The sequence below is a fragment of the Chlamydiales bacterium genome (assembly GCA_031292375.1).
GTDB lineage: Bacteria > Chlamydiota > Chlamydiia > Chlamydiales > VFKH01 > JARLHF01.
Genome location: JARLHF010000014.1, coordinates 19,204 through 28,667 on the forward strand (window position 1 = coordinate 19,204; position 9,464 = coordinate 28,667).

Annotated in this window: 8 protein-coding genes; 2 read left to right on the forward strand and 6 right to left on the reverse strand. The window is 37.1% G+C overall.

From position 1 onward, the window contains the following. Window positions 1-26: 26 nt before the first annotated feature. Complete coding sequence (gene ligA / locus P4L16_02480; GenBank protein ID MDR3623989.1) at window positions 27-2,021, reverse strand: NAD-dependent DNA ligase LigA; 1,995 nt, start codon at window positions 2,019-2,021, stop codon at window positions 27-29. A gap of 5 nt (window positions 2,022-2,026) precedes the next feature. After that, window positions 2,027-4,159 carry a 1,4-alpha-glucan branching protein GlgB gene (gene glgB, locus P4L16_02485; protein ID MDR3623990.1) on the reverse strand — a complete coding sequence of 711 codons (2,133 nt, stop codon included), beginning with the start codon at window positions 4,157-4,159 and terminating at the stop codon, window positions 2,027-2,029. Between the two features lie 438 nt (window positions 4,160-4,597). Between glgB and P4L16_02490 the strand changes: the two genes are divergently transcribed. Both P4L16_02490 and P4L16_02495 read left to right on the forward strand, forming a co-directional pair. Beyond that, window positions 4,598-5,086, forward strand: coding sequence for a phosphatase PAP2 family protein (locus tag P4L16_02490; GenBank protein MDR3623991.1), 489 nt, complete (start codon window positions 4,598-4,600; stop codon window positions 5,084-5,086). After that, the gene (locus P4L16_02495; protein ID MDR3623992.1) at window positions 5,083-5,580 is read left to right on the forward strand and encodes a RecX family transcriptional regulator; all 498 of its coding nucleotides are present in this window, start codon (window positions 5,083-5,085) and stop codon (window positions 5,578-5,580) included. Before P4L16_02490 ends, P4L16_02495 begins: the two co-directional genes overlap by 4 nt. On the opposite strand, the gene P4L16_02500 is transcribed toward P4L16_02495, so the two are convergent. The 4 genes from P4L16_02500 to P4L16_02515 all read right to left on the reverse strand — a co-directional run. Continuing rightward, complete coding sequence (locus tag P4L16_02500; GenBank protein MDR3623993.1) at window positions 5,555-7,072, reverse strand: phosphatidylserine/phosphatidylglycerophosphate/cardiolipin synthase family protein; 1,518 nt, start codon at window positions 7,070-7,072, stop codon at window positions 5,555-5,557. The genes P4L16_02495 and P4L16_02500 overlap by 26 nt on opposite strands. A 53-nt stretch (window positions 7,073-7,125) precedes the next feature. Beyond that, a complete protein-coding gene (locus tag P4L16_02505) occupies window positions 7,126-8,295 on the reverse strand; it encodes an ATP-binding protein (protein MDR3623994.1) in 1,170 nt (389 codons plus the stop codon). Window positions 8,296-8,381: 86 nt separating this feature from the next. Next, window positions 8,382-9,020: a carbonate dehydratase gene (gene can / locus P4L16_02510; GenBank protein MDR3623995.1), complete on the reverse strand. Its 639-nt coding sequence runs from the start codon at window positions 9,018-9,020 to the stop codon at window positions 8,382-8,384. 248 nt (window positions 9,021-9,268) lie between these two features. Beyond that, a partial coding sequence (locus tag P4L16_02515) for a hypothetical protein (GenBank protein ID MDR3623996.1) occupies window positions 9,269-9,464 on the reverse strand: 196 nt, incomplete at its 5' end.

Consider the following 9,464-nt stretch of genomic DNA (forward strand, 5'->3'; position numbering starts at 1 on the left):
AACGCTAATTATGCAAGAAGTCTACTTTAATCCAAAAGTTGTGAAAAGGCCTCTTCATCAAGAATGGGTATATTGAGTGCTTTTGCTTTGTCAAGCTTTGATCCAGGTAAGTCTCCTACTACAACATAATCTGTGCGTTTGCTAACAGATTCACTAACAGTGCCGCCTCGTGCTTTAATGCTATCACTACACTCTTTGCGGCTAAAATTTTGAAGTGTTCCTGTAAGAACAAAGGTTTTACCACTAAAAGGGTGGTCTATGTAAGAAGAAATGGCTTTTTCTTCTGGACATACACCTACTTCTAAAAGCTCTTGAATTTGAGACAAATTCTCTTGGTCTTTGAAAAAAGCAACAACCTCGCCAGCAACTTTTTCACCGATTCCATTGATAGTTAAAAGCTCTTCATAAGAGATGTTTTTTAAGGCTTCCATATTTTTTGCTTTCTCTGCAAGTAGCTCTGCAGTACCTATTCCAACATGTCTAATACCCAAAGCCATAATGAACTTTGCAAGAGAGACTTTTTTTGATTTTTCAATGCTATTTAGCAAATTATCTATCGACTTCTTTTTGTACCCCTCAAGTCCTGTGAGCATCTCTTCTGTCAGCTTATAAATAGCGGAATATTTTAAAACTAGCCCCTTTTGAAACAGTTGTAAAACGACCTTTTCTCCCATATTTTCAATGTCCATTCCCTGCTTTCCAGAAAAGAAAATAAGTCTTTTTAAGCATTGATCACTACAATGCTTACTATTAGGACAGCGAAAAGCAACCTCTTCAGAGCTCTTTACTATGAGACAAGAGCAGCTAGGACACGTTTTTGGCATATGCCAAACAGCAGCATCTGAACTTCTCTTATCCATAACAACAGAGACTACCTTAGGGATTACATCTCCACCTTTTTCTATTACTACAGTATCTCCAACACGAATATCTTTTCTTTCTATCTCTTCTTGGTTGTGCAAAGTAGCCCTTGCAATGCGACTTCCAGCCAAAAAAACAGGCTCAAGCTCTGCAACAGGAGTTAAAACACCTGTTCTTCCAACTTGCACAGTAATATCTCTCACCTTAGTTTCTGCCTGCTCTGCAGCAAATTTATAAGCTACAGCAAAGCGCGGAGTTTTCCCTGTAAATCCAAGCTCTTGCTGCTCTGCAAAAGAATTTACCTTAATTACAACTCCATCGATATCAAAGGAAAGCTCATGTCTCATTTTGTGTACTTTATCAACAAAAGACCAAATAGCATCTATAGAATCACAAAGCTCGGCTTTTGCAACGACAGGAAGACCTAAACTCTTCATATAATCTAAAGAAGCAAATTGTTCACATACACTCTTTGAGCTATCATCTACAACTGAATAAAATACAACTTCCAACCCCCTAGATACCACCTGAGATGAGTCTAGTAGCTTAAGAGATCCTGCTGCCGCATTACGAGGATTTGCAAAAGGCTCTTCTTCTAAAGAAATACGCTCACAGTTAAGCTTTTCAAATACCTTGCGAGGCATGTAAACTTCACCGCGCACCTCCAAATGTACAGGTGGATGATCACTCAAAAGAGCAAGTGGTAAAGATGCAATTGTCTTCATATTGGTTGTAATATCATCGCCCGACTTTCCATCCCCTCTGGTAAGCGCCAGCGCTAATTCTCCTTTCTTATAATGAACGGCAACTGCAATGCCATCCATTTTTAAATCCATGGCAAAAAGAACATTTTTCTTTCCAAGCCCTTTTTCCACTCTAGATATAAACTCCTCAACTTCCTCTTTAGAGTAAGTGTTGGCAAGGGATAACATAGGAATTTTGTGTAAGACGCTTCTAAAGCCCTCAGTAAGAGTTTCACTCACTCTTGAAGTGGGTGAATTGCTTAAAGTCCACTCAGGATGCTCTCTCTCTAACTTTTCTAATTGCTTGAAAAGCTTGTCATACTCTTGGTCCGTAATAAGGGGAGCATGCTCAACATAATAGAGTTTATCATGATGGCGAATCTTTTGGATAAGCTCTAAATAATCTTGGTAAGTCATAAGATTTATGTAATGATATAGATTTGTGTTGCAAGAGGTGCTAGCATGATTTTTATGCCAGATATATCTTTATTGTTCTCTCTAATAATTTCTAAGCGACCATGAACCTTTCCAGAGCCACCATAACGCTCTTCATCCGTATTAAAAACTTCCTCTATATGAGAGAAGGAAGAAATACGTATAATATACTCTGAATGAAAAGTAGGTGTAAAATTATGAACGCAAAGAAGTGTTTGCCCCTTAGCCTTTCTCTTATAACTAATTACACTATTGTGGTAATCAAAAAAATCAACCCATTCAAATCCATTGTAATCATGATCTTGTTGCCAAAGTGCCAAATGCTTCAGGTAAAAGTGATTTAACTCTGCAATCATACTTTTAAGGCCATTGTGAATTGGGTATTGCAAAATTTGCCACTCTACTTCAGCTTTGCAGTTCCACTCATTCCATTGCCCAATTTCTCCACCCATAAAGAGTAATTTTTTACCAGGCTGACACAGCATATAGCTATACAAAAGCCGAGTATTTGCAAACTTTTGCCAATAATCACCTGGCATTTTACTGATTAAACTCCCCTTTCCATGTACAACCTCATCATGAGATAAAACAAGGCTGAAATGCTCTGAAAAGGCATAAATCAAACCAAATGTCAATAAATTATGATGATATCTTCTAAAAAAGGAATCTGTATGAAAATAGGTCAGCGTATCATTCATCCAGCCCATATTCCACTTGAGATCAAAACCAAGACCATTATTCTTTAATGGATGTGTAACTCCTGTAAAAGATGTGGACTCTTCTGCTATCATCAAAACGCCTGGAAATTTTTCATGAACGACAGAATTTAAATGCTTTAAAAATTCAATTGCCTCTAAATTCTCTCTTCCACCATAGCGATTAGGTATCCACTCCCCCTCTTTTCTTCCATAATCTAAATAAAGCATCGATGCAACTGCGTCTACTCTGAGACCATCAATATGCATTTTATCCATCCAAAATAGAGCGTTGGCAATCAAAAAGTTGGATACTTCAGATCTGCCATAATTAAAGATACATGTTTGCCAATGTGGATGAAAGCCTTGCCGCTCGTCTATATGTTCATAAAGCCTTGTACCATCAAAGTTTGCCAAAGAAAAATCATCTGTTGGAAAGTGCCCTGGAACCCAGTCAAGAATAACTCCAATCTCATTTTCATGTAATAAATTAACAAAGTATTGAAAGTCAAAAGGCGTACCATAACGACTTGTTACAGCATAAAAGCCCGTCACCTGATACCCCCAAGACTCATCAAGGGGATGCTCAGCTATTGGCATGAGCTCTACGTGAGTAAATCCCATTGCCTTGCAATAAGAAACAAGCTCGCGGGCAATTTCTCTATAATTTAAAAAATGCCCATTCTTTTTCTTCCAGGAGCCAAGATGCACTTCATAGGTTAGCATGGGCGAAGAGAGAGCCTTTAACTCCCCTCTTTTTTGCATCCAAGCAGAATCACTCCACTTAAATTGATCCACACTTGCAACGATCGAAGCAGTTAAGGGGCGTACTTCAGAAAATTGCGCAAAAGGATCTGATTTAATGCGAATGTCACTAGACTTTGTCTTAATTTCAAACTTATACTTTTCTTGTTCCAAAAGACCTGGAATAAAAATTTCCCAAACGCCAGATGCACCCATCATCCGCATGGGATTCACAAGACCATTCCAATAATTAAAATCTCCTATAACACTTACTTGCAAAGCTGTTGGAGCCCATACTGCAAACTTTACTCCCAAGCAACCTTGATGCTCTGTAATATGCGCTCCCATTACATCATACAGCTTATAATGCACGCCCTTACTAAAAAGGTATTCATCCATCTGCCCAAACGTCGGTAAAAATGCGTAAGGATCATGTGTTAAAAGCCCATTCGTATGATAGACCTTGTAATCATACAACGTAGTATTCATGGGTACAATTTTCTCAAACATCCCAGAAGCATGCACACGCTGCATCTCCTCCATTTTTCCAAATAGCTCTATAAAAATGTAGGGAGCTTCAGGACGCCATACACGAATAACCTTTGACACACCATTTTCTGCACTATGAATCCCCAGAACAGCATGTGGGTTATAACATTTTCCTTTTAAGAGGTTTTTCATCCATCATCCGTTATTATATACATACACAAACAAGCTAAAAAATTTTCCATGTAAAATATTTATACACAAACAAGTTCAAGAATTGGTTTGTGTATAAAGTCACATCTTACTGTATACTATTGATTTATTCATCTACCATTTTCTTTTCTATAATTTTTTACACTAAAAATGATTTTTTAAATTTTTCCAGGAATTCCCACAGCAAGAATTCTTCAAACAAATAAACTCTTGTTCTAAAACTCATAAAATGACATCAAATATGCAACAACAGAAGCTAGGGTATTAGAGATGAAAAGTCTCATTATAAAATTTTTACTTTCATTAATTCTATGTATTTTTCTCGTAACTTTTTGCTATTTTTTCGTAGATAGAGAAGTTGCATGGGCAGTTCATAATCAACATTTCCTCACAAACTTTCCTGCGTTAAACTATGTATCCATGATAAAGCCCTTGTTATTTACTCTTTCAACACTTGGATTTATTTATTACATCATCAAATACCTTTCAAGCTCTATAAAAAAAATCGATACAGTATGGCTGCAAGCCTCTTTAGCTGTTGCAATCGCCACTTTAATCGATATAACAGTTAAGCTTTATATTCACCGCTACTGGTTTAACACCTGGGTAAACAATAATCCCTCTTTGGATGTAAATCACGCTTATGGATTTAATTTTTTTTATGACGCTAGCCATGAAATTGCTTCATTTCCCTCCGGTCATACAGCTTTAACTACCTCTTTTCTTATAGTATTTTGGATTGCGTATCCAAAATCTCGTATTTTATGTGCCCTTCTTATATTGGCTGTGGGCCTTGGCTTAATCCTTGCAGACTTTCATTATGTAGGTGATGTCATAGCTGGAGGATTTATGGGAGCATATATTGGAATCTTTTCCTCTCTTCTATCAAAAAAACTCAGGTTACTATGAAACCAAAACGTATTACAGAAAAGTACCTTTATAATGCAGCCATAGCCTATTTAGAACGATTTCCTACAACCGTATCCCATTTTCGCATGCACTTCGTGCGCAAAATTGAGGATTCTCTCTGTGCTTATCCTGATCAAGATCGACAATTATGCCATCAACTCTTAAATGAACTCATAGATAAGTTATGTAAGATGAATATCTTGAATGATGAGCTCTATCTTGAAAATAAAATCCGCTCTCTTAGAAAAAAAGGACACTCAGCAAGAAGTATTCAATCTAAACTACAACAAAAAGGTCTTGTAACAAACACTATCCAATCTGAACTAGAACAAACCGAAAGCTCCGATCTTGAGGCAGCTATCACCTGGATCAAGCGCAAACGGCTCATAAAAAACGAGCCTATAAAAATAATGAACACTCTTGCAAGAGCTGGCTTTAACTACGAAACATCTAAGAAAGCTATTGAATCTAGCCTGCAAATGATTCTAAAATGAAGTTTACAGTTTTTCCAGCAACCCAGTTCCACCATCCAAAGTTCTGGCTAGTAACCTCTATAGATCTTTCTTTGTCTCGATCTAAAGCTGTATTCATGATAGCCGCAACTCTTAAATCATCAATCACACACATGCCCTCATAGTCGTATTGACTACTCTTAGTGCCCAAATTATAGCTGCCAACAAGCGTATATTTTCTATCAAGCGTTACGACTTTTCGATGGTATAGTCGATCCTCTTCTGTCTCAAAGGCCTTAGTAAGCAAGTGATAGTTTAAGCGACCTGGCATTGCATATACATGGTGTGTAAAGCTAGAATCCCCTCCAGTCCCATTAAAATGTCCTACAACAGGTATCTTTTTTGATTTACACACCTCTAAGGCATTTTTAATGTGCTTATCGGGGTTAAATAATAAATTGGCAATCTTTACTTCTGTTTGAGCTTTGCTTATTAAATCTGCAATCTCTATAGATATCGGATTTTTCTTCCTGTGCTCTGGACCACCTACAATGAACTTAATGGAGCTATTAGTGATTAAATCCTTTGCTTCATGAAACAAAGCGCACCTGCTAGCTATACCTTCATTGTCTGGAAAATAACGGCTTTCTACCTCATTACCACCAGTGCGGCACTCCCAAATGCGATAAAGGTTAAAAAACTGGTTTCGCATTGTCCTTGCAACTTCTCCACACCCCACAACATCTGTATCACGAGAAGCATTATCTAAAACTTTTGCTCCAAGACTCTGTTCTTCCCATACATGGTTAGAAGGCACTTCTTCACGAGTCAGCTTTTCATGAATACCGCTTCCACCTGTTGCAAAATACTTTCCATCTACAACAAGCATCTTTACATGGTTCTCTTCAGTTCCAATCCCTGGCTCTGCAACAAGAATACGATCTGTAATCAAATAGTGAAAGTTTACAGGATGTTCCTTCTTTAAAACATCCAAGTACTCAAGGTCTGTCTTTATAAGTAAGTCTTTACTTAAAATAATGTGTACACGTAGGTTAGGAAAGGCTTTCATGCGCTCTTGAATTAAGTCTAGTACTTCCCTAAAGTCTCTTCCCCCTGCAAAATTTGCTGAAAGTTCAATACTGCTTTGAGCTGATTTTATTAATTCCTTCTTCCATTTAAAGATATCTGCAACATGATTAGAGAGGATAAGATCCGCTTTTGAATATGCTCCAAGCTTGGGAGCATTAATATCATTTTCTACAGGATCAAACGCTACACGATAAGCATTTGCATAATAATGACAAAAAACCTGCTTAGCAAGTTGATATATAAGAATAGCACCTGTAACAAGAACTGCGCACATAAACCCACCCACAAGCGCTACAGACGCACCAAAGGCCAAAATTTTTACACCCAGTAATGCCGCCTTATAAAGAGTATCTCTAAATGATTCTGAAGGAGGATTTTTTACAAGAGTTCCAAATTCAGGATAAGAAATAAAATTGTGATCTACTACAGAACTTATAGAACTCATTAATCACCTACTCTTCTTATGAACCACTTCATTGTACTTCAATTTTATTAAGGTTAAATAAAATTAGATAACACCTGTATAAAATTTTTGTAATTGAGAAGTTCAATCGAACCTATGCGCTGTTCTTGCTCTCCTGCATAAATAAGGAATCCTTGCGGGGCCCTACTAGCCACAAGCTTTTGAAAAAAATGTACGTTTTTTAAAAATTCAGCATTAAAAGTTTGTGAAGACTTAATTTCAATGGGAATTAGGTCATGACCATTTTTAAAGATAAGATCTACCTCATTTTTTTGAGTGTCTCTGTAGTAGTAGCATTGGTGGTCCAATCCTTGATTGAAGCGCCATTTAATGAATTCTAGAATAACAAGATTTTCTATAAGATGGCCTCTAAGAGGATCTCTACTGAGTTGATGTGCATCTTTAATACCCAGTAAATAGGTAGCAAGGCCTACATCTGTAAAAAACAATTTAGGTGCTTTAATGATTCTTTTACCAAAATTTTCAAAATAGGGTTGTAGACGAAATACAATAAACGAAGCTTCTAAAAGGGAGAGCCATTCTTTAACAGTATGGGAAGATAGGCCAATTTCACCTCCTATTTGTTCAAGGTTAATAATTTGACCAATCCTTCCTGCACAAATGCGAACAAAGTGTTCAAATTGCACTAAGTTTTTAATATTGATTAATTGACGAACATCTCTTTCTACATAAGTTTGAAAGTAATTTTTATATATTTTTGTTGGGTCTAGAGAATCTTTATAAATTCGTGGCAGTCCACCATGAATTAGGTTTTCATTAAGAGAGAGACTGATACCTGCCTTTGAAAGTTCATGCAAACTTAACGGAAGTAGAGTCAATAGAGCTGTTCTCCCCGCAAGTGATTGAGTAATTGCTTGGTGAAGTTCTAACTGGTGGCTGCCTGTAAGGATAAATAAACCCTTCTCTTCTAACTTATCAACAATTACTTGAATATAGGAGAGAAGAAGCGGTACTCTCTGTACCTCATCAAGTATAGCTCCATTTGGATATTGCTTTAGAAAGCCTCTTGGATCTAAAGTAACTAAGTCCCTGATGTCAGGATCCTCAAGGTTGACATAGGATTTTTTAGGAAAAGCGTGCTGGACAAGAGTTGTTTTTCCAGATTGTCTGGGCCCAAGCAAAGTAACAACGGGATAATCGTTAGCAAGAGCTTGAAGCTCAATTTCTATATCTCTCTTAAACATGTACAATCCGAAGTTGAACTTCAATTTATACAAACCATCTATTTTTTTACCAACAAAACTTTTTCTGGAAGATGAAATTTTCTCTACTATTTGGAAAGACGGATGCGATAAATGCTTTCTACCTGATCGATGCTAGAAACACAGCAATCAAGATCTTTTAAGGTGCCCTTAGCAAGATCATAAACCCAGCCATGAATCCAAAGAGGTTGAGAGCGCATCCAAGCACCTTGTACAATAGTTGTGTGACATACATTGAGTACTTGCTGCATTACGTTGAGCTCTACAAGTCTTTTGTAGCGCTCTGTTTGATCTGGGATACTTTCCAATTCATCTTTAAAACGCGCATAAACGTCACGTATATTGCGAAGCCAATTATCTACAAGTCCAAGCTGATGATCTTCCATTGCAGCTTTTACCCCGCTACAACCATAATGACCACAAACAATAACATGCTGTATTTGGAGTAAATCAACAGCGTACTCCAAAACGGAGAGACAATTAAAGTCGGTATGAGGAAAGAGGTTAGCAACATTGCGGTGTACAAAAAGCTCACCTGGCTCAAGCCCTACAATTTCATTTGCAGGTACTCTACTATCAGAACAGCCAATCCAGAGATACTGAGGATCTTGTGCCTCTGCCATGCGGCGAAAATAATCTGGGTCTTTACCGATTTTGCTTTCAACCCAATCTTTATTATTTTGAAAAAGGATTTTAAGTTTTTGCATTCCTCGAATTTATCAAATGAAAGACTTTATATACAAGTGAATTGAAAATTCATCAGCAATTAGGAGTGGCGATGGATTTATAAGTGTTTTCTCGTCTAGTAGGCCAAATGAAGCGGAAACTAGAGATTAAAGTCACAAAAATCAACGTTATTTCAAATAATTATCAGTAATGTTAGCAAAAAAAATAATAAAAAAAATCAGGCAACAGGCTAGTGGTTGTATGGAAGGTTTTTTGAGAAAAAAATGGACTATAAATTAATGCAAACATTATTTTGGAGAGGGTCTTTACCAAAACGTAACTGAATAAGAATGAGATATATCCTCACAGATTGTGCAACGGGTGCTCGATTAAAGTCATGCCGAATTGCAAATCCTCTGCATTGCAAATCATTAAATAAGTCTTCCTCCTTCCAGCGTATGCGTGATCGAGTCGCGATAGGATAA